At 69.9% G+C, this 25,276-nt stretch carries 26 protein-coding genes and 1 riboswitch; of the genes, 20 read left to right on the top strand and 6 right to left on the bottom strand.

The window, feature by feature from the left end:
• Positions 1-20: 20 nt before the first annotated feature.
• Genes ACSDQ9_RS05100 through ACSDQ9_RS05090 form a run of 3 tightly spaced genes read left to right on the top strand, consistent with a single transcriptional unit; the run spans position 21 to position 3,923 of the window.
• Positions 21-596, top strand: coding sequence for a PadR family transcriptional regulator (locus tag ACSDQ9_RS05100; RefSeq protein ID WP_435144442.1), 576 nt, complete (start codon positions 21-23; stop codon positions 594-596).
• Positions 593-1,366 (top strand): ABC transporter ATP-binding protein, encoded by a 774-nt coding sequence (locus ACSDQ9_RS05095; protein WP_435144439.1) that lies wholly within the window; start codon positions 593-595, stop codon positions 1,364-1,366. The genes ACSDQ9_RS05100 and ACSDQ9_RS05095 overlap by 4 nt, the downstream gene beginning before the upstream one ends.
• A gap of 1 nt (position 1,367) precedes the next feature.
• Positions 1,368-3,923, top strand: a complete 2,556-nt coding sequence (locus ACSDQ9_RS05090) for an FtsX-like permease family protein (protein WP_435144436.1) — start codon at positions 1,368-1,370, stop codon at positions 3,921-3,923.
• 4 nt (positions 3,924-3,927) lie between these two features.
• Here ACSDQ9_RS05090 and proC read toward each other — a convergent pair whose 3' ends face one another.
• Positions 3,928-4,767, bottom strand: a complete 840-nt coding sequence (gene proC / locus ACSDQ9_RS05085) for a pyrroline-5-carboxylate reductase (protein ID WP_435144433.1) — start codon at positions 4,765-4,767, stop codon at positions 3,928-3,930.
• Positions 4,764-5,786 carry an aspartate-semialdehyde dehydrogenase gene (locus ACSDQ9_RS05080; protein WP_435144431.1) on the bottom strand — a complete coding sequence of 341 codons (1,023 nt, stop codon included), beginning with the start codon at positions 5,784-5,786 and terminating at the stop codon, positions 4,764-4,766. Before ACSDQ9_RS05080 ends, proC begins: the two co-directional genes overlap by 4 nt.
• Before the next feature lie 148 nt (positions 5,787-5,934).
• Between ACSDQ9_RS05080 and ACSDQ9_RS05075 the strand changes: the two genes are divergently transcribed.
• Together ACSDQ9_RS05075 and ACSDQ9_RS05070 are read left to right on the top strand one after the other, a co-directional pair.
• Positions 5,935-6,798: an SDR family oxidoreductase gene (locus tag ACSDQ9_RS05075; protein WP_435144429.1), complete on the top strand. Its 864-nt coding sequence runs from the start codon at positions 5,935-5,937 to the stop codon at positions 6,796-6,798.
• Positions 6,795-7,298: an O-acetyl-ADP-ribose deacetylase gene (locus tag ACSDQ9_RS05070; protein WP_435144426.1), complete on the top strand. Its 504-nt coding sequence runs from the start codon at positions 6,795-6,797 to the stop codon at positions 7,296-7,298. The genes ACSDQ9_RS05075 and ACSDQ9_RS05070 overlap by 4 nt, the downstream gene beginning before the upstream one ends.
• Here ACSDQ9_RS05070 and ACSDQ9_RS05065 read toward each other — a convergent pair.
• From ACSDQ9_RS05065 to ACSDQ9_RS05055, 3 genes are all read right to left on the bottom strand, one after another.
• Positions 7,285-8,103 carry a CPBP family intramembrane glutamic endopeptidase gene (locus ACSDQ9_RS05065; protein ID WP_435144424.1) on the bottom strand — a complete coding sequence of 273 codons (819 nt, stop codon included), beginning with the start codon at positions 8,101-8,103 and terminating at the stop codon, positions 7,285-7,287. The two genes, ACSDQ9_RS05070 and ACSDQ9_RS05065, sit on opposite strands and share 14 nt — an antisense overlap.
• Before the next feature lie 5 nt (positions 8,104-8,108).
• Complete coding sequence (locus ACSDQ9_RS05060; RefSeq protein WP_435144421.1) at positions 8,109-8,996, bottom strand: proline dehydrogenase family protein; 888 nt, start codon at positions 8,994-8,996, stop codon at positions 8,109-8,111.
• A 90-nt stretch (positions 8,997-9,086) separates the two neighbouring features.
• Positions 9,087-10,067, bottom strand: a complete 981-nt coding sequence (locus tag ACSDQ9_RS05055) for a sugar phosphate isomerase/epimerase family protein (RefSeq protein WP_435144419.1) — start codon at positions 10,065-10,067, stop codon at positions 9,087-9,089.
• 66 nt (positions 10,068-10,133) lie between these two features.
• Between ACSDQ9_RS05055 and ACSDQ9_RS05050 the strand changes: the two genes are divergently transcribed.
• The 5 genes from ACSDQ9_RS05050 (at position 10,134) to ACSDQ9_RS05030 (ending at position 15,364) form a co-directional block, all read left to right on the top strand.
• Complete coding sequence (locus tag ACSDQ9_RS05050; protein ID WP_435144416.1) at positions 10,134-10,772, top strand: VOC family protein; 639 nt, start codon at positions 10,134-10,136, stop codon at positions 10,770-10,772.
• Between the two features lie 48 nt (positions 10,773-10,820).
• Positions 10,821-12,263, top strand: a complete 1,443-nt coding sequence (gene radA, locus ACSDQ9_RS05045; protein ID WP_435144413.1) for a DNA repair protein RadA — start codon at positions 10,821-10,823, stop codon at positions 12,261-12,263.
• Positions 12,250-13,314 carry a DNA integrity scanning diadenylate cyclase DisA gene (gene disA, locus ACSDQ9_RS05040; RefSeq protein ID WP_435144410.1) on the top strand — a complete coding sequence of 355 codons (1,065 nt, stop codon included), beginning with the start codon at positions 12,250-12,252 and terminating at the stop codon, positions 13,312-13,314. The genes radA and disA overlap by 14 nt, the downstream gene beginning before the upstream one ends.
• 339 nt (positions 13,315-13,653) lie before the next feature.
• Entirely contained in the window at positions 13,654-14,559 is a 906-nt protein-coding gene (locus tag ACSDQ9_RS05035; RefSeq protein ID WP_435144407.1) for a hypothetical protein, read from the top strand.
• Entirely contained in the window at positions 14,552-15,364 is an 813-nt protein-coding gene (locus ACSDQ9_RS05030; protein WP_435144404.1) for a GSU2403 family nucleotidyltransferase fold protein, read from the top strand. The genes ACSDQ9_RS05035 and ACSDQ9_RS05030 overlap by 8 nt, the downstream gene beginning before the upstream one ends.
• 8 nt (positions 15,365-15,372) lie before the next feature.
• On the opposite strand, the gene ACSDQ9_RS05025 is transcribed toward ACSDQ9_RS05030, so the two are convergent.
• The gene (locus ACSDQ9_RS05025; protein WP_435144401.1) at positions 15,373-16,077 is read right to left on the bottom strand and encodes a hypothetical protein; all 705 of its coding nucleotides are present in this window, start codon (positions 16,075-16,077) and stop codon (positions 15,373-15,375) included.
• Between the two features lie 66 nt (positions 16,078-16,143).
• Here ACSDQ9_RS05025 and ACSDQ9_RS05020 point away from each other — a divergent pair, with 66 nt between their 5' ends.
• The 10 genes from ACSDQ9_RS05020 to ACSDQ9_RS04975 all read left to right on the top strand — a co-directional run bounded on the left by ACSDQ9_RS05020 (position 16,144) and on the right by ACSDQ9_RS04975 (position 25,276).
• A complete protein-coding gene (locus ACSDQ9_RS05020; protein WP_435144399.1) occupies positions 16,144-17,049 on the top strand; it encodes an A/G-specific adenine glycosylase in 906 nt (301 codons plus the stop codon).
• A 213-nt stretch (positions 17,050-17,262) separates the two neighbouring features.
• Positions 17,263-18,207 (top strand): carbohydrate ABC transporter permease, encoded by a 945-nt coding sequence (locus ACSDQ9_RS05015; RefSeq protein WP_435144397.1) that lies wholly within the window; start codon positions 17,263-17,265, stop codon positions 18,205-18,207.
• The gene (locus tag ACSDQ9_RS05010; RefSeq protein ID WP_435144394.1) at positions 18,204-19,115 is read left to right on the top strand and encodes a carbohydrate ABC transporter permease; all 912 of its coding nucleotides are present in this window, start codon (positions 18,204-18,206) and stop codon (positions 19,113-19,115) included. Before ACSDQ9_RS05015 ends, ACSDQ9_RS05010 begins: the two co-directional genes overlap by 4 nt.
• 57 nt (positions 19,116-19,172) lie before the next feature.
• On the top strand, positions 19,173-20,522 hold the full coding sequence (locus ACSDQ9_RS05005; RefSeq protein ID WP_435144392.1) for an ABC transporter substrate-binding protein: 1,350 nt from the start codon (positions 19,173-19,175) through the stop codon (positions 20,520-20,522).
• Between the two features lie 186 nt (positions 20,523-20,708).
• A riboswitch (TPP riboswitch) is annotated at positions 20,709-20,817 on the top strand.
• A gap of 41 nt (positions 20,818-20,858) precedes the next feature.
• Positions 20,859-21,503 (top strand): ECF transporter S component, encoded by a 645-nt coding sequence (locus ACSDQ9_RS05000; RefSeq protein ID WP_435144389.1) that lies wholly within the window; start codon positions 20,859-20,861, stop codon positions 21,501-21,503.
• Between the two features lie 21 nt (positions 21,504-21,524).
• Positions 21,525-22,967 carry an ABC transporter ATP-binding protein gene (locus ACSDQ9_RS04995; protein WP_435144387.1) on the top strand — a complete coding sequence of 481 codons (1,443 nt, stop codon included), beginning with the start codon at positions 21,525-21,527 and terminating at the stop codon, positions 22,965-22,967.
• Complete coding sequence (locus tag ACSDQ9_RS04990) at positions 22,964-23,713, top strand: energy-coupling factor transporter transmembrane component T family protein (RefSeq protein ID WP_435144384.1); 750 nt, start codon at positions 22,964-22,966, stop codon at positions 23,711-23,713. The genes ACSDQ9_RS04995 and ACSDQ9_RS04990 overlap by 4 nt, the downstream gene beginning before the upstream one ends.
• Before the next feature lie 53 nt (positions 23,714-23,766).
• Complete coding sequence (locus ACSDQ9_RS04985) at positions 23,767-24,306, top strand: nucleoside/nucleotide kinase family protein (RefSeq protein WP_435144381.1); 540 nt, start codon at positions 23,767-23,769, stop codon at positions 24,304-24,306.
• On the top strand, positions 24,303-24,764 hold the full coding sequence (locus ACSDQ9_RS04980; protein ID WP_435144379.1) for a hypothetical protein: 462 nt from the start codon (positions 24,303-24,305) through the stop codon (positions 24,762-24,764). Before ACSDQ9_RS04985 ends, ACSDQ9_RS04980 begins: the two co-directional genes overlap by 4 nt.
• Before the next feature lie 74 nt (positions 24,765-24,838).
• A complete protein-coding gene (locus ACSDQ9_RS04975; protein WP_435144376.1) occupies positions 24,839-25,276 on the top strand; it encodes a YciI family protein in 438 nt (145 codons plus the stop codon).

The following is a 25,276-nucleotide window of genomic DNA, read 5'->3' as shown; positions in this document are numbered from 1 at the left end:
TAATGCATCCAAGGAGTGTCATGTCGATCCGCCAGTCCCTGCTCGCCCTGCTCGGCGAGCGCCCGCGCCACGGCTATGAGTTGAAGAGTGAGTTCGACCGGCGCACCGGTCACTCGTGGCCTCTGAACATCGGGCAGGTGTACACCACGCTCGAGCGCCTCGAGCGCGACGGGTTGGTCGTCCGCGGCGACGAAGACTCCGAGGGTCGCGTCGTCCACTCGATCACCGAGGCCGGACGAACCGAGGTGCACGACTGGTTCGCCTCACCCGTGGTGCTGAACAACCCTCCCCGCAACGAGCTGGCGATGAAACTCGCGATCGCGGTGTCGCTGCCCGGGGTCGACCTGACGGCGCTGATCCAGATCCAGCGCCGGGCCACCATCGCCACCCTGCAGGACTACACCCGCGCACGCCGCGCCGCCGACCCCGACGACCTCGCCTGGCAGCTGGTGATCGAGAGCCTGATCCACACCACCGAGGCCGAGGTGCGGTGGCTCGACCACTGCGAGGCGGCCGTGCTTCGTGCGGCGCATCGCACTCCCGCACCCGCTCCTGCGGACGAGACCACCCCGGCACGTGAGCGGGCGCACCGATGAGCGCCGTGCTGGAACTGACCGAGGTCACCCGCAGCTACGGACAGGGCCCGACCGCGGTGGTGGCGCTCGATCGACTCAACCTCACCGTGCGGGCCGGGGAGTTCGTCGCCGTGATGGGACCCTCCGGCTCGGGCAAGTCGACTCTGCTCGGGCTGGCCGGCGGCCTCGACCGACCCACCGGGGGCACGATCGCCGTCACCGGGGTGACCCTGCAGGGACGATCCCGCGACGAGCTGGCCCGCATTCGCCGCCGTCAGCTGGGCTTCGTCTTCCAGGACTTCAATCTCGTGCCCACCCTGACGGTGCTCGAGAACATCGCGCTGCCGCTCGAGCTCGACGGTGTCGGCCCCAAGGACGCCGCCGCCCAGGCCGCCCGGGCCCTCGACCGGGTCGGTCTCACCGAACTCAGCGGCCGCTTCCTCGACCAGGTCTCGGGCGGGCAGCGTCAGCGGGTCGCCATCGCCCGGGCCATCGTCGGCGACCGCCGCATCGTGTTGGCGGACGAACCCACCGGCGCCCTCGACACCAGCACCGGCGACGAGATCATGGCGCTGCTGCGCTCGCTGGCCGACGAGGGGGTGGCCGTCGTGATGGTCACGCACGAGGCCCGTCACGCCGGCTGGGCCGATCGGGTCGTCTTCCTGCGCGACGGGCGACTGGTCGACGAGACCACGGCGGACGACGCCTCGTCCCTGCTGCGCCGCAGCAACCCCGCGGCTCCTCGGCGGGTGTCAGACCGCGATCTGCCGGATCCGTCGAGGGGGGCCTGAGATGGCCTCGCTCGCCACCCGACTCGCCACCCGGGAACTGCGCCGTCATCGCGGGCGCACCCTGCTCATCGCCCTGCTGCTCGCCGTGCCGCTGGCCGCGCTGGGCGGGCTGGCCACCGCCACTTCGAGCGCCCCGCAGGACGACGCGGTCGCCATCGCCTCGGGCTTGATGGGTGAGGCCCCGGCCGTACTCACCCCGCTCGCGGGGGCCGACGGTGTCTGCACCCAGCCCGATCTCGCGATCGCCACCTGCCCGGGTGAACCCGGCAGCACCGAGTCGCCGGCGGGTCAGCCTGACTTCACGCCCACACCGCTCGATGCGGTCACTGTTACCGGCAGCAAGCCTCGCACCGTGGCGACCCGGGAGGCGACCCTGACCTGGCGGGGGGCCACGCTGGCGTCGCCGGTGTTGGTGCAGGACGTGACCGCGGCCGAGGAGTCCATCCGCCACGACGTCGAGCCCCGCGCGCTGCCCGGAGCCGGCCAGGTGTTGGTCACCGGCGAGGGCATGCGGCGGCTCTCGCTGGCGCCCGGCGACACGGTGCACCTCGACGGTCACGACTACCTGATCTCGGGTCGGCTGCGGTCGGCGACTGCGGACGACTTCGGGCCTCCCGCCTGGTTCGCGGTCGGCCCCGAGCACCCGTTGGCCGCCGGCGCGGCGGTGCAGCAGGTGCTGCTCGACCGGGTGCCGACGGCGCAGCAGGTCGCCGACCTGAACCACCAGGGCGTGGGCGTGCTCTCGCGCAGCGCCGTCATCGACGAGCAGCGCAACAACCCGTCCGGGTCGCCCGACAATGTGCTGATGGCCGCCATGTACACCGCCGGCACCGTGCTCGTGTTGCTGGTCACCGGCACCGTGGCCGCGGCTGCGTTCGCCATCGGTTTTCGGCAGCAGGCCCGGTCGCTGGCCCTGCTCGCCGCCACCGGGGCCAGGGCGGCAACGTTGCGCGCCATCTCGGTGCGACAAGGTCTGACGATCGGTCTGGTCGCCTGCGCGACCGGCACGGTGGTCGGAGCCCTGGCCGGTGTCGGCGTGCAGTGGTGGTCCAAGGCTCACGACACCTTCTACCCCGCACCCCTGTCGGTGCCGGTGGGAACCCTGGTGGCCATCACCGCGGTGGGCGTCGTCGCCGCCGTCGTCGCCGCGTGGCTGCCCGCGCGCCGGGTGGCCCTGCAAGAGGTGGTCGGGGCCATCCGCTCGTCCGAGACGGCGCAGGCGCCTGCGCGTCGCCCATGGGTCGGGCTGGCCCTGGCCGTGCTGGGGTTGGCGGTCGGCGTGGTCGGCGCCATCGCGGCGTCCCCTCAAGCGAACGGGATTCGCAAGGTCGAGAACGGCATCATTCCGGCGGTCGGAGCCGTGGTGCTGTTGTTCTTCGGGGCGCTGTTCTCGATGGGCTGGGTGCTCGAGCGGTTGTCGGGGTCGCTCGGACGAGGCCCGGTCGCGGTGCGGCTGGCCAGTCGTGACTGGTCGCGCAATCGCGCGCGGGCCAGCGCGGTGGTGACGGCAACCATGGCCGTGACGGCGTTGGCGGGTACGGCGCTGGTGGCGAACGCCTCGGTGGGGCGCACCTCGGTGGCCGACTGGACCCAGACCGAACCCTCCGGGTTCGTGATCGTCACCGGCGGACCGAGCCGCAACGCCTCGATCGACAACCAGGTGGTGACCCGGATTCGCGGGGTGCTCGGCGAGCCCCGGCAGGTGCGCACGCTGACGGTTCCGGCCCAGGGCGAGGCTCCCTACGTCTTCCCAGCCCTCTACGTGTCGGCCACCTGCACGGGCGATGGACGCTGCGGCGCCAGCGTGCCGGTGGTCGTGGACGACGGTTCACTCGTCGAGTTCCTGACCGGCTCCCCCGCGACACCCCAGCAGCGCGCCGTGCTGGACGAGGGTGGGGCCTTGGTCCCCTCAGCCTTCATTCACCACAACCAGGTCGAGATCGGGAGCGAGCAGCCGATCACGGTGGCCGCGCTGCCCTATGGTGAGCCCACCATGCCGGCGATCATTGGGCCAGGATTCGTGGCCAGGCATGGGGTGAAGGCCCCGCTGACCCTCACCGAAACGTGGCTTGACTACGGGCGTCGCCCCACACTCGAGCAGCAGCACACCCTGGAACAGGTCGTGCTCGAGTACGGGGCCGGCGAGACCAGGGCGCGGTGGGACACGGGCCCCGTCGACAGCTATGCCCCGATCACCCGCTGGTTCGCGCTCGTATTGGGCAGCCTCTTGGTGGTGGTGTCGGTGATCGCGACCAGTCTGGCGTTGCGGGACGCCCGCCACTCGTCGTCGGTGCTGGCCGTCGTCGGGGCGAGCTCGTGGACGCTGCGGCAGGTCACCGCGACCTCGGCGGCCGTGACGACCGCCGTCGGGGTGGCGGCGGGGTTGCTCGTCGGGGTGGTGCCGGTGGTGCTGGTGATTCTCGGCACGCGCGGTTATGTGCTGCTGTCGATCCCGTGGCAGTACCTGGTGCCCCTGGTGGTGGGGGTGCCGCTGCTGCTGGGTGTCGCCGGCTGGCTGACCCCGCCGGCGACCGCCCGGGCGGTGCGGGCCGACTGACGGTTCAGCTCTGGGTGCGCAGGTTCTCCGCGAGGCTGCGGGAGCGGTCGCGGGCGGCCTCCATGGCGGTGATGAAGGCGGCCCGCACCTTGTGATCCTCGAGTTCGCGGATCGCGGCAGCGGTCGTCCCTCCCGGTGAGGTGACCTGCTCGCGCAGCACCGTCGGATGGGTGCCGGAATCGCGCAGCAGGGTCGCCGAGCCGAGCATCGTCTGCACGACCAGCTCGGTCGAGACGTCGCGCGGCAGCCCCAGGTGCACGCCGGCCTCGATCATCGACTCGACCACGAAGAACAGGTAGGCGGGGCCGGAGCCCGAGATGGCCGTGACGGCGTCCTGGTACTTCTCGGGCACGACGATCGCCTTGCCGACGGCCTGCATGAGGTCGACGACGCGGGCGACCTGGTCGGGGGTGGCGTGCGAGCCGCCGGAGACCGCCGCCATGCCCTCGCCCACCATCGCCGGGGTGTTGGGCATGACCCGCACCACCGGTGATCCGGCGGGCAGCTTCGACTCGATGAGGTCGGTGGTGACGCCCGCCGCGAGCGACACGACGAGCGCGTCGGGGGCCAGGTTCGGACGAATCTCGGCCAGCAGGTCGGGCAGGTCCTGCGGCTTCACCACGAGGACGACCGTGTCGGCGCCGGTCACCGCCTCGGCGTTCTCGAGGCACTCGATGCCGTAGGTGCGGGAGAGTTCCGCGCGCCGGGCGGCGCGGCGGTCGGTGCCGATGATGGACGAGCGGTCCCAACCGGCATCGATCAGGCCCGAGAGGATGGTCTCGCCCATCACCCCGACGCCCAGGATGGCCAGGCGCGTCGGGCGGCCCCCCTTGGGCTCGCTCACTGGCGCGCCACCAACTCTGCGATCTGGATGGCGTTCAGGGCGGCGCCCTTGCGCAGGTTGTCGTTCGAGACGAACAGCACCAGACCCTTGCCGTCAGGCACGGACTGGTCGACGCGGATGCGGCCCACGAAGCTCGGGTCGGCACCGGCGGCCTGGCGCGGGGTGGGAATGTCGGCGAGCTCCACTCCGGGGGCGTCGGCGAGCAGGGCACGGGCCTCGTCCGGGGTGATGGGGCGCTCGAACTCGGCGTGGATCGCGAGGCTGTGGCCCGAGAAGACGGGCACGCGCACGCAGGTGCCAGCGACGGCCAGGCCGGGGATGTGCAGGATCTTGCGCGACTCGTTGCGGAGCTTCTGCTCCTCGTCGGTCTCCTCGGATCCGTCGTCGACGAGGGCGCCCGCGAGCGGGACGACGTTGTGGGCGATCGGCTTGGCGTAGGGGGCGGTGTCACCATCGGCGAACACCGAGCCGTCGTGCGCGAGGCGCTCGGGGTTGGGGGTGTTCGCGAGCTGGCCGGCGAGGGCTTCGACACCCTTGAGTCCGGAGCCGGAGACCGCCTGGTAGGTGGCGACGATCAGGCGGGTGAGTCCGGCCTTGTCGTGCAGCGGACGAAGCACCGGCATCGCGGCCATGGTGGTGCAGTTCGGGTTGGCGATGATGCCCTTGGGGCGGTTCGCGATGTCGTCGGGGTTGACCTCACTGACGACCAGCGGCACGTCCGGGTCCATGCGCCACGCGGACGAGTTGTCGACCACCACGGCGCCGGCGGCGGCCACCTTGGGTGCCAGCTCGAGCGAGGTGCCCTTGCCCGCGGAGAACAGCGCGATGTCGAGACCGGAGAAGTCGGCGGTGGCGGCGTCCTCGACGGTCACCTGCTTGTCGCCGAAACCGATCACGGTGCCGGCCGAACGGGCGGAGGCGAAGAAGCGCACCTCATCCATCGGGAACTGGCGCTCCAACAGCAGGGTGCGCATGACTCCGCCGACCTGACCGGTGGCTCCGAAAACTCCGACTCGCATGGGGTGATCCTACCGAGGGGGTGTGGGGAGGGCCTGCGGGTTTCAGGGGGTGGGTGGGGGTGGTGGGTCGGCGGCCGCGCCGAGGTCGAGCTAGCGTGGAAACCGCCTAGCCCACTCGCGTGGGACACCCACCAATGGAGGTGCCATCATGGCCCCCGACGTGCTCGTCATCGGCGCCACCGGCTATGCCGGGCGCCACATCGCCACGGCCCTCGCCAACGCCGGCCACTCAGTCCGCGCCGTGGTCCGGTCCCGCGCAAGGGCCGAACAACCCGGGGCCCACGGAGCACCGAGCCTGGCGGGAAGCATCGCCGAGTGGATCGAACGGCCCCTCACCGAACCCGGCGCCGCCGACGGGCTCTGCGACGGCGTGCAACGGGTGGTCTCGGCCCTGGGTGTCACTCGCCAGAAGGCTGACCCTTGGACCGTCGACTTCCTCGCCAACCTCCGCGTTCTCGAGGACGCGCGCCGCTCCGGGGTCGAATCCTTCCTCTACGTGAACGTGATGCACGTCTGGTCTGGCCGCTCCATGATCTTGCGGTCGAAAGCCGCCTTCTGCGCCGCGCTCGAGCAGTCGTCCCTGCGCCACCACCTCATCAACCCCTCCGGCTACTTCTCCGACGTCAGCGAGTACCTCGAGATGGCCCGCCGCGGGCTGGCCGTGCTCCCACCTGATCCCGACGTGAAGGTGCAGCCCATCCATGGCGCCGATCTGGCCGACTTCTGCCTCACCAAGCTGGACGAACCTTCCGGCTCCTGGGACGTGGGTGGACCCGACACCCTGAGCTATCGCGACATCGCCACCCTGGCGGGCACAGCTGTGGGCAAACAGCCACGGCTCGTCGTCCTCCCGCGAACCCTGATGGCCGCCGGAGTGGCCGTGGCTTCACGCATCGGCCGCCGCCAGCGTGATCTCGCCGAGTTCTTCTCCGACGGCCTCACCCAGCAGGCCACCGGCGAGCCCTTCGGCTCCCATCACCTGGCCGACTTCTTCGCAACACTGACCCCATGACCCAGGTCACCGCCGCCCTCGGCGACATCACCACCCAGCGCGTCGATGCCATCGTCAACGCCGCCAACAACGCCATGCGCGGCGGCGGAGGCGTCGACGGCGCCATCCACCGAGCCGGCGGACCTGCCATCCTCGAGGACTGCATCCGACGCTTCCCGCACGGTCTCGCCACCGGCGACGCGGGCTGGACCACCGGCGGCAACCTGCCAGCCCGCTGGGTGATCCACACCGTCGGCCCCAACCACCGCGCCGGCCAGACCGACCGCTCTCTGCTCGTCTCGTGCTACCGCCGCTGCCTCGAGGTCGCCGACGAACTCGGCGCCGCCACCATCGCGTTCCCCCTGGTCAGCGCCGGTGTCTACGGGTGGCCCATGGACGACGCGATCGCCACGGCGGTCGAGACCCTGCGCGCGACCCCGGGCCAGGTGGACGAAGCCCGGATCGTCGTCCTCGACCCCACGGTGCTCGCCAAGGTCGAGGCGGCCCTCAGAGCCAGCTGACCTTCCCCGCCAACAGCGAGTACCCCACGAACGACACGATGTCGAGCAGCGTGTGCGCGATCACCAGCGGCCACACCCGCTTGACCTTCAGGAAGAACAGCCCGAACAGGGCACCCATGATCAGGTTGCCGACGAAGCCGCCGAACCCCTGGTACAGGTGGTACGAGCCCCTGACCAGCGCCGACACCGCCACCACGACCCACGTCCGCCACCCGGCCTGCAGCCAGCGCGTGAACAGGTAGCCGATCATCACGACCTCTTCGAGAATGCCGTTCATGGCCGCGGACGCCACCAGCACCGGGATCGTCCACCAGTTCTCCTGCAGATTCGCGGCCGCGACATTGGTGTTCACCCCCATCGCCCGCGCGCCGAGGTACAGCCCCAGCCCGGGAATGCCGATGCCGGCAGCAATGATGAACCCCCACGCGACGTCGAACCCGACCCGACGAGGCCGCACTCCCAGCGCCTTGCGCACCCCACCGACCGGGACGAACCGGCTGCCCAGCAGGTACACCGCGAGCACCGCCGGCACCACGCCGAACACCACCCCCGCCACCTGGTAGCTCAGGTCGAGCCACGGACGATCCGGGGTCGCCGACGTGTTCAGCGTCGAGGTCTGCTGCGAGAGCGGGACGGCCCGAGTCAGCCGCTCGATGATGCTGAGCACCGAATAGATCGCCGACTGCCCCAGCGAGATGGCCAGCAGCAGCGCCGTCTCCCAGTGAAGAGTGCGACGCAGGGCCGGGGTGATCTCGACACGCGGCTCATTCCCCGCCGCCACTCGACCACCGGGTTTGTCCGACATGGCCGTCAGCGTCGTCCGACGAGTTGGCGCGCGAACAACGAGGCCGTCGCCGGCTTCTCGGCCACCCGCCGCGTGAAGTAGCCGTACCAGTCGGTGCCGTAGGGCAGGTAGATGCGGCACTGGTTGCCGATGTCGACCAACCGGCGCTGTTCGAGCGGACGAACGCCGTGCAGCATCTGGAACTCGAACGAGTCCGGCGTCCTCCCCACTTTCTTGGCCAAAGCAGCCGCGATCTCGATCAGCCGCGGATCATGGGTCGCCACCATCGGGTGTCCGTCACCCTCCATGAGCACGCGCAGCGCCCGCACGTAGGCCCGATCGATCTCGTGGCGCCCCTGCCACGCGACCCCGGCCGGCTCCGAGTACGCCCCCTTGCACAGCCGCACCCGCGACCCGGCCGTCGCCAGTTCGCGCGCGTCCGACTCAGTGCGCCGCAGGTAGGCCTGGATGACCGCGCCCGTCGAGGGGAAGTCCGCGCGCAACCGCTCCACGATCGCCAGCGTGGCGTCGGTGGTGGTGTGGTCCTCCATGTCGATGGTGACCGTGGCCCCGATCGCCGTCGCCGCCTCGCAGATGCGTCGCGTGAAGTCGTGCGCGAGTCCCTCGCCCGCACGCCCCAGCAGCAGCCCCATCGCCGACAGCTTCACCGAGACGTCGACCGAGCCTGCCCACGGACGATCGGCCACCGCCCGCAGCAGTTCGAGGTAGCCGTCGCTGCACTCCTGGGCCGCCTGCTCCGAGGTGGCGTTCTCGCCCAGGTGGTCGAAGGTGACCACGAGCCCCTTGCCCACGAGATCGTCCGCGACCGCCACGGCCTGCACCGCGTTCTCACCCGCCACGAACCGTGACACCAGTTCGTCGGTTCCGGGGGCGGCCTCGACACGCGACCTCACGCGAGGATCGTTGGCCACCCGCAGCAGGCTTCGTCGCAGCATCGCATTCCCTCCGCGACCGGCGTCACCCTTGTCAGCCGGTTCTCGTCGTCAGTCTTGCACGTTGCCGGAGCCGCTGCGAACCCGCTGGGAACCCCGCCTGCGCACCTCGAAATGAGGGCCGTCGGTGAAGGGCAGATCGCCGTCGACGAGGTCGTGCGGGGCGGTCAGCTCCTCCTCGTGCGCATGCCTGGTCTCGTCGCTCGTGGTCGTCGAGATCGGCTGCCCCAACCGCTCCCGCACCGCGATCAGCGAGTCGCCGAGGCGGGCCTCTCGTCCGGCACGCCCCCCGGACCGTCGCGAGTTCACCTCGAGCACGACGTCGCCGGTGAACCCGCGCTCGCGCAGGTCGCCCAAGAGATCGAGTGCCTCCTGGTCGCCCTCGCCGGGGAACAGGTGGTCGTCCTTGATCGAGCCGTCGCCGTCGGTGAGGTGCAGGTGGTGCAGCCGGTCGCCCCAGGCGGCCGCGAGTTCGCGCGACTTCTGCTGGGCCGTCGACGCGTGCGAGCAGTCGAGCACCAGGTGGTCGTAGGGCAGTTCCGAGGGGTCGTAGGCCGGCAGGTACGCCTTGAACGGACGCGCGAACGACCGCCACGGGTACATGTTCTCGACCGCGAACGTGACGGTGGGGAACGCGTGGTTCAACCGCTCGATACCGCGGACGAATCCCCTGCCGTACGCCTTCTGCCACCGGAAGGGCGGGTGCACCACCACGGTGCCGGCACCCAGGCGGGCCGCGGCCTCTCCGGAGCGTTCGAGCTTGGTCCAGGGGTCTCGTCCCCAGGTCTTCTGGGTGACGAGCAGGCAGGGAGCGTGCACCGACGTGACCGGCAACTGGTGGGTGTCGCGTAGCCGTTCGACAGCGTCGAGGTCGGCCGCGAGGGGGTCGATGCCGACCATCAACTCGATGCCGTCGAAACCGAGGGCGGCCCCCACTTCGAAGCCCGCCTGCACACCGTCGGGATAGACCGAGGTGGTCGACAGCACCACCCTCGACGCGCTCGGATCTGGACTGACTGGGGTGTCATTCACCGCAACCACGGTACTCGGCCCCCGCTCAGTTTCGTGATTGTCACAGCATCGGGCCATGATGAACACATGCATGTCGACCACTTGATCTTTGCCTGCGGACCGGAGGGCCTGCAGGCCCGTGTCGAGCAGCTCAGCGACCTTCTGGGTGAGAAGTTCAAGGACGGTGGCTTCCACCCCCGCTTCGGCACCCGCAACAACATCCTGCCGCTCACGGGCGGCCGCTACCTCGAGGTGGTGGAGGTGCTCGACCACCCCGCCGCCGAGAAGGCCGTCTTCGGTCAGGCCGTGCGCGCCCGCTCCGAGATGGGCGGCGGCTGGCTCGGGTGGGTCATCAGTGTTGACGACCTCGCCCCCTACGAGCAGCGCCTGGATCGCAAGGCTGTTCCCGGTTCGCGCCACTTCCCCGACGGTCGGCTGCTGGAGTGGCAGCAGATCGGCATCAAGGGGCTGATGGCCGACCCGCAGTTGCCGTACTTCCTGAAGTGGGAGTCGGGTGAAGACGTTCGTCCGAGCGCACTGCAGGGCGACATCACCCTGCTGGGTCTCGACCTGGCTGGCTCGAAGGATCGCGTCGACGAGTGGGTCGGCGAAGAGATCGGGGACGACCTCGACGGGGTTGCCCTCACCTTCCTCTCGGAGAACGGCCAGCCCGGCATCCAGGCGGTCAACTTCGAGGTTCCCGGCAAGGGCACCGTCCGCATCTGATCCCGGCGTCGGCGGGTTTTGTCGGAGGCCTCCCCTACAGTCGGGCGCATGGCGAAGGCGAAGACCCAGGACGCGTACCAGTGCACCGAGTGCGGCTGGACGACCGTGCGCTGGGTCGGGCGCTGCGGCGAGTGTCAGACGTGGGGCTCGGTCGCCGAACGCGGCGCACCGAAGCTGCAGCAGGTCGCCAGCAGCGTGCCCGCCACGAAGGCGGTGCCGATCTCGCAGATTCCCGAGGGCCAGGCCAACCGCTCGCTGACCGGCATCGGTGAGCTCGACCGCGTGCTCGGCGGCGGCCTCGTGCCCGGCGTGGTGGTGCTGCTCGCCGGCGAGCCGGGGGTCGGCAAGTCGACGCTGCTGCTCGAGGTCGCAGCGCGGTGGGCGCGCGGTGTTCAGGCCAAGGGTGAGGGGGCCGGTCGTCCGACCCTGTACGTCACCGGCGAGGAATCCGCCGCCCAGGTGCGCCTGCGCGCCTCCCGCACCGACGCCCTCGCCGACGATCTGTACCTGGCCGCCGAGACCGACCTGGGCACGGTGCTGGGGCACGTCGAGGAAGTCTCCCCCAGCCTGCTGGTGATCGACTCGGTGCAGACCATCGGCACCGCCGAGGCCGACGGCTCCCCCGGCGGAGTCACCCAGGTGCGCGAGGTCACGGGCGCACTCGTGCGGGTGGCCAAACGCCGCGGCATGGCCGTGGTGATCATCGGGCACGTCACCAAGGACGGCGCCATCGCAGGTCCGCGCCTGCTGGAACACCTGGTCGACGTCGTGCTGGCCTTCGAGGGCGACCGCCACTCCGGCTTCCGCATGGTGCGCGCCACCAAGAACCGCTTCGGGCCCGCCGACGAGGTCGGCTGCTTCGAGATGAACGAGGGCGGCATCACCGAGGTCTCCGACCCGTCGGGGCTGTTCACCAGTCACCACAGCGAACCCGTGCCCGGCACTTGCGTGACGGTCACCATGGAGGGACGACGCCCCCTGCTCGCCGAGGTGCAGGCCCTGGTAGCGCCGTCGCCCTACCAGACCTCTCCACGGCGGACGACCTCGGGCATCGACTCGTCGCGGGTCGCGATGATTCTCGCGGTGCTGGAACGCAAGGCCCGGGTGCCGCTGGCCCAGCACGACGTCTACGTCTCGACCGTCGGCGGGGCCCGGGTGGGCGACCCGTCGGTCGACCTGGCGGTCGCGATCGCGGTGGCGTCGGCGGCCGTCGACCGGAACTTCCCCCAGCGGGTGGTGGCGCTCGGCGAGATCGGGCTGGCGGGCGACCTGCGCCGGGTTCCGGGGCTCGAGCGGCGCGTCGGCGAGGCCGCCCGGTTGGGGTTCGAGCTGGCGATCGTCCCGGCCAATTCGCGCGACTCCAGCCAGAGGGTTCCGCGCATGCACGGGCTGAAGGTGGTGGAGTGCGCCACCCTCGCCGACGCTCTCGGGGTGCTCGACCTGCGCCGAGGCCGGCAGGAGTCGTCCGACTACAGTGGTGGCCGTGGCTGACGACTCCCGCCTGCGCAAGTACCAGGCCCTGCTCGCCCCCGGCACCTCACTGCGCGACGGGTTGGAGCGGATCCTACACGGACGCACCGGAGCCCTGATCGTGCTCGGCAACTCCAAGGCGGTGCTGAACGCCTCCTCGGGCGGGTTCGACATCGACGTCGAGTTCACCCCGCAGGCGCTGCGCGAACTGTCGAAGCTCGACGGCGGCATCATCATGTCGACCGACCTCGACCGCATCGTGCGGGCGGGGGTGCATTTCGTGCCCGACGGCTCGCTGCCCACGCCCGAGACCGGCACCCGGCACCGGTCGGCCGACCGCATGGCCCAGCAGACTGGGGTGCCCGTGGTCACCGTGTCGGCGTCGATGTCGACCATCGCCCTGTTCCTCGAGGGCGAGCGCCACGCCGTCGAGAAGCCCGAGCAGATCATCAGCCGCGCCAACCAGGCGCTGTCTGCCCATGCCTCGTACCGCCAGCGCCTCAACCAGCTCACCACCCAGCTGACGTCGCTCGAGGTCGCCGACGAGGTGACGGTGCGCGACGTCACCCTCGTCGCCCAGCGGCTGGCGATGCTGCGCCGGCTTGCCACCGAACTGTCCGGCTATGTCACCGCCTTGGGCATTGAGGGACGACTGCTGGAACTGCAACTGCGGGAGCAAAACCAGGGTCTCGACGACCTGGCCGACGCCCTCGCCGAGGACTACCGCCCGCAGGAGTCCGATGCCCCCTTCGGCTGGGCGGGCCTCAGCGGTCTGCACACCGACGGTCTCTTCGACGTGATCGAGGTGGCCCGGGTGTTCGGCTTCACCTCGGAACAGTTGGACAGCCCGATCACCCCGCGCGGCTACCGGCAGTTGTCGGCGATCCCTCGCCTGCCGCAGGTGCTGGTCAACCGGGTGATCGACCATTTCGGCTCACTGCAGGCCCTGATCGGGGCGACGATTCCCGAACTGCTCGAGGTCGACGGCATCGGCGAGCAGCGCGCCCGCCTGATTCGCGAGGGACTGCTGCGCATGGCCGAAGGCGCCCTGCAGGACGTCCGTCGCAGCTGAGCCCACCCAGCCCTGTTCTGAAAAGCACTTGGCTCCGCTGCCGACGGAGAGGGCGCGTTGTGCGAACACCCTGCTAAGCTGTTCTGGTAATTCACTCATTCCGTCGCCGGCGGAACAGGTTTGGATTCGAGAACAGACCCAGTCGTGACAAGGAGCCCCGTCGTGACAAGCAGGGAGGCACCGACAGCCGCCGAGATCGCACGAACAGCCATTGCCTCCGTCCGCTCCCGTCTTCCGCAGACGTGGAAGACCGTGGAGACCCTCGAACCAGCCCGAGCATCGGCTCTCCCGAACCTGACACTCACCATCGAAGCCCCGGATGGGCGTAGGGCTCGCCTGGTGTTCGAGATCAAGCAGTCTCTGGACCGACGTGACGTTGGCCAGATCGCGGACCCGTCCCGAACCAGCGCACTGAACCCCACCGACGTTCCGGCCGTCGCCGCCAGGTATCTGAACGCATCAGTTCGCGAGGCACTGGCCGAGCGAGGAGTCTCGTACGTGGATGCCACCGGCAACATCCGCATTGCCATCGATGAACCCGCCATGTTCATGTCGGACCGGGGCGAGGATCGCGATCCCTGGCGCAGGGGTCGCCCACTCGGAACGCTGAAGGGACAGCCAGCAGCGCGAGTCACTCGCGCACTGCTGGACTACCGTCGCGACTGGAGTGTGCGCGAGCTGGTCACCGCCTCGGGCGCCTCCACCGGCGGCACCTACCGAGTCCTCGAGCACTTGTCACGGGAGGACCTCGTCACCAAGGACTCCACGCGCTATCGCGTCACCGACTGGGAGCGGCTGCTCCGTGAGTGGAGCAACGACGCGCCCTTCCACGTGACGAGCCGCGCCATGTCGTTCATCGAGCCTCGGGGCGTCGAAACCTTCCTCCGAAAACTGGCGGACGACCCACCGTTCGCCCTTGCCCTCACAGGCTCGATGGCTGCACAGGAGTGGGTCACCTACGCCCCGGCCAAGGTTGCCCAGGTTTACGTCGCATCGATCGAGCAGGCCGCCGAGCACTGGGGTCTGCGCGCCAACTCCGCGGCGCCCAACGTGATCCTTCTGGAGCCGAGCTCGACTGACGACGTGCCGTTCGTCAACACCGTTCGATCTCAGGCGGGCCATACGGTTGCGGCGCCGCCCCAAGTGGCAGCCGACCTGCTCAACGGCCCGGGCAGGCAGCCCGCGGAAGGCGACCACCTGATCCAGTGGCTGCAGACCCACGAAGCGCAGTGGCGCCGTGACTGACGCAGTCACGCTCGCGAGGATGGGCCTGCTCGACGCGTTGGAAGCGCTGGAGAGACACCTCGGCGCACTCGTCGTCATCGGGGCGCAGGCTGTCTACCTGCACACTGGCGCGACCCAGATTGCCCTGGCCGAGTTCACAACCGATGGCGACATCGCCGTGGACCCCAGTCTGCTGAGCTCCGACCCCCTCATGGAGGGAGCCATGACCGCCGCCGGGTTCACACCGGATCCGCGGGGAAGCGCAGTCGGGTCATGGATCTCACCTCGAGGAGTACCCGTCGACTTGATGGTGCCTGAGGCTCTTGCCGGGTCGGGACGACGAGGCGTTCGCGTACCTCCGCACAGCAGGAGGTCGATGAGGAGGGCTCGTGGCATCGAGGCGTCAATGGTTGACAACTCCCCGATGGTCATCGGGTCGCTCGAGCCCAGTCGGGACGGGCGGGCGTTCGAGGTCTCAGTTGCCGGTCCCGCCGCGCTGCTCGTGGCCAAGCTGCACAAGCTCCACGACCGAGTCGATTCCCCATCGAGGCGAGACAACAAGGACGCCCATGACGTCTACCGACTGCTTCAGGCCATCGAGACGCCCACGTTGGCCGCGTCGCTCGAGAGCCTCCTTCACACCCACGTGAGCGAAGCGGTGACCCGCGAGGCGCTCGTCCACCTACGGCAGCTCTTCGGAGATGGACCAGATGCCCTTGGGTCCAGCATGGCTGGTGCCGCCGAGGAGTTGGTCGGGGACCCAGCTGGTGTGTCTGCGAGCGTGGCGCTGTTGTCACAGGATCTGCTGACCGAACTGGGACGGTGAGCCGGCCCTCACGCCAGGTACAGCACCGTGCGGAAGCTCGCGCTCTGGCTTCCGAGCGACGCCTTCGCCCAGTAGGTGCCGCCACCGAGCCGCTGGTCGACGAGCACGCACCCGCTGCGTGAGCGCTGCGTCGTCCAGTTGATCGGGAACACGCGCTCCTCGCCCGGCTTGAGCCGCAACGTTCCGTGCGGAGCCCAAGCGGCGCAGTGCTGGGTCGTCCAGATGTTGTCGCTGCCCGAGGTGATCGCCAGGGTCAGCGGGGTCGTCGCCAGCGGCACCGCACAGGCGGCCTCGGCGGTGTTGATGACCCGCACGTACAGGCTGGTGGTGCGACCCGACCGCACCTGCCGGGCTCCGCGCAGGTCGAGCCGAAGATCGGCGACCGTGCACGTGGGCTTCGGGGTGGGAGTCGGCGTCGGGGTAGGTGTGGGGGTGGGTTTGGCTGACGGGCTCGCCGATGACGTCGAGGGGGATGCACTCGAGGAGGACGATGCCGACGTGGCGGGTGAGGACGCCGTCGAAGCCGACGCCGAGGCCGCCGCCGAGGCCGCCGTCGACTGCACCGCACTGATCGGCGCGGACGACTGCCCGTCCCGCCCGAAGGCCTTCACCGCGACGGCCACCAGCACCACCAGCACCACCACCACGAACCCTCGCCTCAGCCAGTACGTCAGCGGCGACGCCGGCCCTTGCGGATGCAGCCACGGGTTCATGCCCGCATGCTAGGCAGGTTGGTCGCCGCGCGGGCCCGCACACGCCGGGCTCGCTAGAGTCCCGACGTGACCGATCAGACCAGGCGTGCCGCGACGGTGCGCACCGTGCTCGACTGGTACGCCACCCACCGCCGCGACCTGCCGTGGCGCGCGGACGACCGCACCCCGTGGGGGGTGCTGGTCAGCGAGGTGATGCTGCAGCAGACCCCCGTCGCGCGGGTGCTGCCCGTCTGGTTGGCATGGATGGAGCGCTGGCCCGAACCAGCCGACCTCGCCGCCGAGCCGAGTTCGGCCGCGGTCGCCGCCTGGGGGCGCCTCGGTTACCCGCGCCGGGCCCTGCGCCTGCACGCCGCGGCCGTCGCCATCACCGAGAGCCACGGGGGCGTCGTCCCCCACGACGCGGACGACCTGCTCGCCCTTCCCGGAGTCGGCGAGTACACCGCCGCCGCCGTGGGCGCCTTCGCCTTCGGCCACACCACCGTGGTGCTCGACACCAATGTGCGCCGCGTGCTCACCCGCCTCGAGAACGGTCAGGAGTTCCCCGCCGATCACCTCACCCGGGCCGAGCGCGACCAGGCCGCCGCCTGGGCCGAGGCGGCCGCCTCGCTGGGGTCGGCGCCGACCTGGGCGGTCGCGTCCATGGAACTGGGCGCACTCGTCTGCACCGCCCGCACCCCCGACTGCGACCAATGCCCGGTCTCCCAGCTCGAGGGCTCACCAGCGCACTGCGCCTGGCTCGCCGCCGGTCGCCCCGCCCACGCCGGAAAACCGCGCCGGGGTCAGGCCTGGCAAGGCACCGACAGGCAGTGCCGCGGCGTGATCATGGCCGCGCTGCGCGAGACCCCTCGTCCGCTCACCGAGGACGAACTCACCGCCGGTTGGCCGCGCGACCGCGCCCAGGCACAGCGCTGCCTGGCGTCGCTGCTGGCCGAGGGGCTGATCCACGAAACGCGAACCGGTTACGTGTTGTGAGCCCCCGAGGGCGCTAGCTTCGGCTGTGGGCAGCAAAGAAGCTGTCGAGCAGGTGACGCGGACATGACATTTTCCCGCCTCGGGAACGCCCTTCCGTGAATCCTTGGCGAACCCTCGCCCCGGACGCCTCCCTCGGCTTGTCGCGCCGCTCGTTTCATTGGTGGACTCACGAAGGACGCGCCTCCCCCGGCGGGTCCAGAAGGAACTCGATTCATGACTGTCGCTGACCCGGCGAGCACGACCACACCACCTGGCAAGGTGGCCAAACGGCCGTACTTCTCCAGCCCGCGCAACCGTCGCGACGCCCTCATCTTCGTGCTGATGGCGCTGCCGAACCTGGTGCTGATCGCGGCCTTCACCTACCGTCCGCTGCTGGTCAACCTGCAGTACTCGACGCTCAACTGGACCCTGGGCTCGCGCACGGCCACCAAGATCGGTCTCGACAACTACGTGGAGTGGTTCACCAGCGGCGACGCCGCCCTCGTGCTGCGCACCACGGCGATCTTCGCCGTCGCCACCGTGGGTGGGGCGATGGTGCTGGGCCTGCTGGTCGCGCTCGCGTTGAACACCAAGGTGCCCGGACGAACCTTCGCCCGCGCCACCGTCTTCGCCCCCTACGTGCTCTCGGGTGTCGGCGTCGGCCTGGTCTGGTCGTTCATCTTCGACCCCACCTACGGTGCCCTCAGCTTCTGGCTGCGCAAGTTCGGGCACTCCAGCCCCGCGTGGTTCACCGACCCGGGCTACTCGCTGGCGATGGTGATCATCGTCTACGTGTGGAAGAACCTCGGCTACTGCGCCGTGGTCTACCTGGCCGGCCTGCAGTCCATGCCGTCGGACGTGATGGAGGCGGCCTCGATCGACGGCGCCTCGGGCTTCGCGCGCTTCCGTCACATGGTGCTGCCGCTGCTCGGCCCGACGACGTTGTTCCTGACGATCACCACGATCCTGAACTCGCTGCAGGCCTTCGACCTGATCAAGATCATGACGCCCACCTCCGACGGCACCCGGGTGCTCATCTACGAGGCCTACCTGCAGGCGTTCGGCGCCTACCAGCGCGCCGGCTACTCGGCGGCGATCTCGGTGATCCTGTTCGTGATCCTGCTGGCCCTGACCATCATCCAGATCACCTGGGTCGAGAAGAAGGTGCACTACGCATGAGCACCACGCCCGAAACGCTCTCTCCCGGAACGTCTGTTCCCGGTGAGGTCAGGCTGCGCAACACCGGCTGGTCATCGCGCAAGAACCTCGTCTCCACCCTGGTGGGAGGCGCCCTGCCGCTGACCGTCGCCACCGTGATCGTCGCCCTGCCGCTGTTGTGGATGATCCTGTCGAGCTTCAAGTCGGTGCACGAGATCGTCACCCTGCACCCGACCCTGTTGCCGCAGTCGTGGAAGTTCAGCAACTACTCCGAGGCGATGCGCAACGTGCCCTTCGGCCGCATCTTCCTGAACTCGGTGATGCTGACCACGGTCGGATCGTCCATCAAGGTGGTGCTGGCCCTGCTCACCGCCTACGCGCTGGTGTTCGTGCGGTTCCCGTTCAAGAACGTCATCTTCGTGATGGTGCTGGTGGCGCTGATGGTGCCCAGCCAGGTGTCGATCCTGCCGAACTACGTGCTGATCGCCTCGATGGGTGGCGAGAACACCTACTGGGGCATCCTGCTGCCCGGGCTGGGCACCGCCTTCGGCACGTTCCTGCTGCGCCAGCACTTCAAGACGCTGCCGGCCAGCATGCTCGAGGCGGCCGAGGTCGACGGCGCCGGTCACTGGCGCCGCCTGTGGCGCATCGTCGTGCCCGTCTCGGGCCCCAGCATCGCCACGGTCGCGCTGGTCACGATCGTCAGCGAATGGAACGAGTACATCTGGCCGCTGATCATCACCACCGACCCCAACAAGATGACCCTGCCGGTCGGCCTGACCCTGCTCGCCAGCAACGAGTCGGGCCCGCAGGGCTGGGGCGTCATGATGGCCGGCTCGGTGCTGGTCATCCTTCCCGTGCTGGTCATCTTCGCGATGCTGCAGCGCTACATCGTCGCGGGCCTCACCCAGGGCTCGCTCTCCAACTGAACCGTCACTCCCCACCACGTCTGGGCACCCGCCCAGGTCAACCAAGAAAGGTCCGTCATGTCTCTGTTCGACATCTCGAACATCAACCGCCGTGGTTTCATCGGCCTGGCCGGGGTCGCCGCCGGCGCCACCGCGCTGGCTGCCTGCGGGGGTCCCTCGACCTCGGGTGATGCCACCTCATCGTCCGAGGCTGTCGACTGGAAGTCGGTCAAGCCGGCCAAGGAGATCCAGTTCTGGTCGAACCACCCGGGCAAGTCGAAGGAGGTCGAGCAGGCGATCATCACCGCCTTCAACGCCTCGCAGTCCGACACCAAGGTCAGCCTGGTCACCGCCGGCTCCAACTACGAAGAGGTGGCCCAGAAGTTCCAGACCGCCCAGACCGGCGGGCAGTTGCCCGGCGTGATCCTGCAGTCGGACGTGTGGTGGTTCCGCAACATGCTGAACGACCTGATCATTCCGATGAACGACGTGATGGCCGCCGTGGAGTTCGACACCGCCGACTACCAGGACGCCCTGTTCAAGGACTACCAGTACAACGACAAGCAGTGGGGTGTGCCCTACGCCCGCTCGACGCCGCTGTTCTACTACAACACCGAGATGTTCAAGGCCGCCGGCGTGCAGGCCCCCAAGACGTGGGACGAACTGGCCGAGATGGCTCCGAAGCTCAAGTCGGCCAACTCGGGTCTGCAGAACGTCTACCAGCACCCCGCCGCCTCGGACTACGACTCGTGGACCCTGCAGAACAAGATCTGGGCCTGGGGTGGTGCGCTGTCGAAGGACTTCGACATCACCTGCAACTCCGCCGAGGCCGTGGCCGCCGTCAAGTACTCGCAGGATTCGGTGTTCACCGGCAAGTGGGCCGGCATCTCGGCCAAGGATGCTGGCGCCGACTTCGCCGCCAAGGCCGTCTCCTGCACGGTGGCCTCCACCGGCGCCCTGGTGAGCATTCTCGATGCCGCCCAGTTCGAGGTGGGCGTGGCCTACCTGCCCGGCGGCCCGAAGGAGACCGACATGGTCTGCCCGACCGGTGGTGCGGGCCTGGGCATTCCGAAGAACATCAAGCCTGAGGAGCAGCTGGCAGCCGCCAACTTCCTCAAGTTCGTGGCCACGCCCGAGAACGCCGCCAAGTTCGCCACGGCGACGGGCTACATGCCGGTGCGCAAGTCGGCCGACATGTCGAGCGTGTTCTCGACCCGCCCCCAGGCCAAGGTGGCCGTCGAGCAGCTGGCCCACACCCGCGTGCAGGACAATGCCCGCGTGTTCCTGCCCGGCGCCGACCGTGAGATCGGCAAGGCCCACAGCGATGTGATGACTGGTGCCGCCAAGGACGCCCAGGCTCGCTTCGACGAGCTGAAGACAACCCTCGAGGGCATCTACACCAAGGAGGTCAAGCCGAAGCTCGGCTGACACTCGCCTCCACCTTCCCGCCGGCCGCAAACCGGCACCAAAGAGTGCGACCCTCAGGAAGTTTCCTGAGGGTCGCACTCCTTCCTCGGAGTTTGCGCATCCGGGGAGCGTTTCGGCGGGACGAGGGCGTGGGTTGGACGAGGCCGGGCGGACGAGGGCGGCCCTCGTCCGGTGGCGCTATGCTGCTCGGCAGAACACGGGAGTCCGGGGAACCGGGCTGAGAGGAGGGCTGCCGCCCTCGACCGTCGAACCTGATCTGGGTCATGCCAGCGCAGGGAGACCTCTTCGCGGCGAAGGTCGCCGCGGCACCCGTGCCATCCCTCAGGAGGCACACGCATGTCCACCAACACCGGCACCCAACCAACCACCTCTGGCACCGACGAGACCACCCCGCTCGACCGCAGCGGTTGGCGGGTGGTCGACATCGTCGTCGCCGCCGTCATCGGCGTCGCGATCGGCTTCATCTTCTGGATCTGGAACTCCGTCGGCGGCGCCCTGTTCGGCACCCTCGACGCCCTCACCCCCGGAGTCGGTGGTCTGGTCGTCGGGCCCTGGCTGCTCGGCGGCGTGATCGGCGGGCTGATCATCCGCCGCCCCGGTGCCGCCCTGCTCGTCGAGGTGGTCGCGGCCACCGTCAGCGCCGCCATCGGCAACCAGTGGGGCTGGTCGACGCTGGCCTCGGGAGCGATGCAGGGGCTCGGCGCCGAACTGGTCTTCCTGGCCGTGCTCTACCGCCGCTTCACCCTGCCCGTGGCCATGCTCGCCGGCGCGGGGGCGGCAGTGGGTGCCTGGGTCAACGAGTTCGCCTTCTTCGGCAACCGGGCCAAGTCGGCCATCTTCAACCTCACCTACCTGGGCTGCCTGGTGGTCTCGGGGGCCGTGCTGGCCGGCGTGCTCGGCTGGGCGCTGACCAAGGCCCTGGCCGCCTCGGGTGCCCTGTCGCGGTTTGCCGTGGGTCGCGAGCAGCGGGCACGGGTCTGAGCCCTTGACCAAGGAACACCAGTGATCAGCGCCCGTGGTTTCGGCTGGCGCCACGCCGGCCGCCGGGCCTGGGCACTCCGCGACGTGTCGTTCACCATCGAGGCGGGCGAGCGCGTGCTGGTGCTGGGGTCGTCCGGGTCGGGCAAGTCGACCCTGCTGCGCGCCCTCGCCGGCGTGCTCGGCGACTCCGACGACGGTGAAACCGCTGGTCAACTGCTGATCGACGGGCGTCATCCCACGCGGACGATCGGCCGCCAGGCGCTGGTGCAGCAGGATCCCGACGCCCAGGTGGTGCTCGGGCGGGTCGGCGACGACGTCGCCTTCGGTGCCGAGAACCTGCGGGTGCCGCCGGCGGAGATCTGGCCGCGGGTCGACGACGCCCTCGCTCGGGTCGGGCTCGACGTGGGCCGCGACCACTCCACGGCCCACCTGTCGGGTGGTCAGAAGCAGCGGCTGGCGCTGGCCGGGGCGATCGCCATGCGCGCCGAGGTGCTGCTGCTCGACGAGCCCACCGCCAATCTCGACCCCGCTGGCGTCGAGGAGGTCGTCGATGCGGTGGCCTCATTGGTCGCCGACCGGCGCACCACCCTGCTGGTGGTCGAGCACCGGGTCGACGCCTGGCTGGGATTGGTCGACCGGGTGATCGTGCTGTCGTCCGCGGGTGGGGTGCTGGCCGACGGACCCGCCGACCGGGTGCTGCGCGAGCAACGCGACGCCCTGCTCGAGGCGGGCGTGTGGGTGCCGGGCGTCGGGCTCGACGTGGCGCCGCTTCCCGCCCCGGAGACAACAGAGTCGATCATGGTCGGCGAGGCGCTGGTGGTGGGTCGAGACCGGCCGGCGCCGATGTCGGCCGGCGGGCCGATCGACGTCGACCTGAAGCGTGCCTCGACCGTGGTCACGGGGCCCAACGGCGTCGGCAAGTCCACCCTCGCCCTCACCCTGGCGGGGCTGCTTCGTCCGCTGTCGGGCCGGGTGGTCGCGGGCGATCGCCTGCGCGAGGGGCTCTCCCCCGACCCGCTGCGGTGGAAGTCGCGCCACCTCGCCGGACGGATCGGCTATGTCTTCCAGGAACCGGAGCACATGTTCGTGGCCGCCACGGTGCGCGACGAGCTCGCCCTGGCGGTGCGCCAGCGCTCGGGTTCCGGGCTGGAGGCCGCCCGGGTCGACGAGCTGCTCGAGCAGTTGCACCTCACCGGAGTGGCCGGCGCGAACCCGTTCAGCCTGTCCGGAGGCGAGAAGCGGCGACTCTCGGTGGGTGTCGTGCTCGGCGCCGGACCGCAGTTGATCATGGTCGACGAGCCCACCTTCGGGCAGGACCGCACCACCTGGCACGACCTGGTGCGCCTGTTCACCCGGTTGGCGGACGACGGCCACGCCCTCGTCTCGGTGACCCACGACCGGGCGTTCATCGACGTGATGGGGCAGCACCGGCTGGATCTCGATCATGGTCAGGGGCGCGCATGACCTCGCGACTCGACCGACTCAACCCCGTCACCCTGCTCGCCATCGGCGTGGTGCTGCTGGTGCCGCTGGTGATCACCATCGACTGGCTGTCGGCGGCCGTGGTGCTGGTGGCGCTGCTGGTCACGGCCCTCGCCTGCCGGGTGCCCATCGTCCCGCTGCTGCGCCGCTCGATCCCGCTCGTGGTGGTCGCCCCCATCGGGGCGATCTCGATGGCCCTCTACGGCCAGACCGGCGGACGCATCTGGTGGCGATGGGGCCCCGCCGTGGTGTCGGACCAGTCGCTGGTGCTGGCCGGCGCGGTGCTGGTGCGGGTGTTCGCGCTGGGCTGGTCGGCGATCATCCTCACCTCGGGCTTCGACGCCACCCGGTTGGCCGATGCGCTCTCGCAGGTGCTCAAGCTGCCTCCCCGGTTCGTGCTCGGCAGTGTCGCCGGCGCCCGCATGCTCGGCCTCTTCGTGGACGACTGGCACGCCCTCGCCCAGGCCCGGCGAGCCCGCGGTCTCGGCGACGGCGGACGACTGCGGCGCTGGTTCACGATGGCGTTCGCCCTGCTGGTGTTCGCGGTGCGTCGGGGCACGGTGCTGGCCACGGCCATGGAGGCGCGCGGCTTCGGCGGCAACGAGCGCAGCTGGGCTCGTCCGTCGCGACTGGGCCTCCTCGACGTGATCGCGCTCGCGGTGGCGCTGGTGGTGGCCGGGGTCGCGGTCGGCGCCGCCGTGTGGTTCGGAACGGTCTGGGTCTACTGATGCCCCCCGTGATCCGGACCCCGGCGATCCGACCCCACACATTCTGGCCCGGCGTGTCCACCTGGGTGCGCATCCGATCGAACGGAGGACGCACCGTGCTGCTGATCGACGGTGGGTCCGGTGCGGGCAAGACCGGGCTGGCCACGCGGCTGGCCGACGAGTTGGGGGCGGACCTGGTCAGCCTCGACAGTGTCTACCCGGGCTGGCAAGGGCTCGCGCGAGCCCAGCAGTGGGTGCCCGGCATCATCGCCGGCGAGGGGCATCCGCGGTGGGACTGGGAGCGCGATCGTCCGGTACCTCCCGACGACGGCGGCTGGGTCGACGTGCCGGCCGACCGCGACCTGGTGATCGAGGGCTGTGGGGCGCTCACCCCCGCGTCGAGCCGCCTCGCCACCGCCACGATCTGGTGCGAGCTCGATGCGGCGACTCGCAAGCGGCGGGCACTGGCGCGCGACGGCGACGCCTTCGCGCCGTGGTGGGACACCTGGGCCGAGCAGGAACACGAGCACTGGCGGGCCCATCGTCCGTGGTCACTGGCGCAGTTGGTGCTGCCGATGGGCGGTGCTGACCAGCCCCTACAGTGGAAGGCATGAGCAGACCGTCTGGCCCCAGCGTCGCGGGTGTCACCATGCTCAGCGTCTCGGTGTTGGTGCTGGCCGCGGGCATGTTCCTGCCGCTGGCCCAGCCGCCGAACTCGGTCAGCCGGTGGCAGGGCGGCATCGTGCTCTCGCAGTTCGGGCCCCACCTGCTCAACGGCGCCCTCGACCAGATGGTCATCTACGTGGGGCTGTTCACCTCGACCTTCGCGCTGGCCCTGCTGCTGTTGCTCGGGCTGGCCCGGCTGGTCGGGCAGGTGCTGTGGGTCGTGGCCATCGTGATGAGTTCGGTGGTGATGCTCTTCTCGAGCCTGCTGCTGTTGGGTTTCGCGGTCGCCCAGGAGGCCCGCACCGGCATCGGCGCCTTCGCCCTGCCGCTTGGGGCGCTGCTGACACTGCTGAGCGCCTGCATCCCCCGGGTCAAGGACGCCTGGGTTCGTCCGGGCGCCTTCTGAAATTTCCTCGATGTATTTCGACACCGATGTCGAGAACCGGGCCACGGCCTCGTCCCTGAAGTGAGACGGTCGCAGTGACCGCCCACGAAGAATCGGAGTTGATCATGGCCAAGTACCTGTTGCTCAAGCACTACCGCGGCGCCCCGCGCGGGGTGAACGACTTCCCGATGGACCAGTGGACCCCCGACGAGGTCACCAACCACATTCAGTACATGAACGACTTCGCGGCCCGTCTGGAGAAGACCGGGGAGTACGTCGACGGGCAGGCGCTGTCGCCCGAGGGCACCTTCGTCCGCTACGACGGTGAAGGACGACCGCCGGTCACCGACGGGCCGTTCGCCGAGACCAAGGACCTGATCGCCGGCTGGATGGTGATCGACGTCGACTCCTACGAGCGGGCGCTCGAGCTGGCGGGTGAACTGTCGGCGGCGCCGGGCAAGGACGGCAAGCCGATCCACGAGTGGCTCGAGCTGCGCCCCTTCCTCTACGACCCGCCGGTGGTCACCGAGTGA

The sequence above is a fragment of the Aestuariimicrobium soli genome (assembly GCF_051192575.1).
GTDB lineage: Bacteria > Actinomycetota > Actinomycetes > Propionibacteriales > Propionibacteriaceae > Aestuariimicrobium > Aestuariimicrobium soli.
This window is presented reverse-complemented; position numbering and strand designations above follow the sequence as displayed.